Source organism: Vibrio splendidus 12E03 (genome assembly GCF_000272105.2).
Classification (GTDB): Bacteria; Pseudomonadota; Gammaproteobacteria; order Enterobacterales; family Vibrionaceae; genus Vibrio; species Vibrio splendidus_I.
The window spans coordinates 1-372 of sequence record NZ_AJZD02000222.1; the positions used below are offsets into that span (position 1 = coordinate 1).

At 46.8% G+C, this 372-nt stretch carries 1 pseudogene; it reads right to left on the reverse strand.

Annotation, left to right across the window (positions count from 1 at the left end):
• Positions 1 to 108 precede the first annotated feature (108 nt).
• Positions 109 to 372: pseudogene (locus tag A142_RS15020) on the reverse strand (hypothetical protein); the annotation flags it as partial.

The window sequence follows — 372 nt, forward strand, 5'->3', positions numbered from 1 at the left end:
CGCCACAAACCCCACCGCAATGAGATTGTCCATGATGGCCGCGCCTTGTTGTTTGCGACCTAAACGAGTAGAGCGTAGTTTCATTGTCTTTTTCATGATGTTTCCTTTTTAAATTAAACGAGTGGCGATGTTGAAAAACAGCAACACCGCGCCAAAAATGAGCAACATGCCCGTGAGCGCCGCCATCAACTTGAAGCCAATCAGCCCCATGGATTTCAGCGTGTTGATTTCTTGATGCAATTTTGCAGCGTGCATCGATGCCGATTGTTTTAACGTGGCCGTCGTATCCCCAATACCGCCCAACACTTTCAGACTGTCCATCTCTTCTTCAAGCAATAAGCCGGTATCAAAAATATGCCCAACATTGGTTTC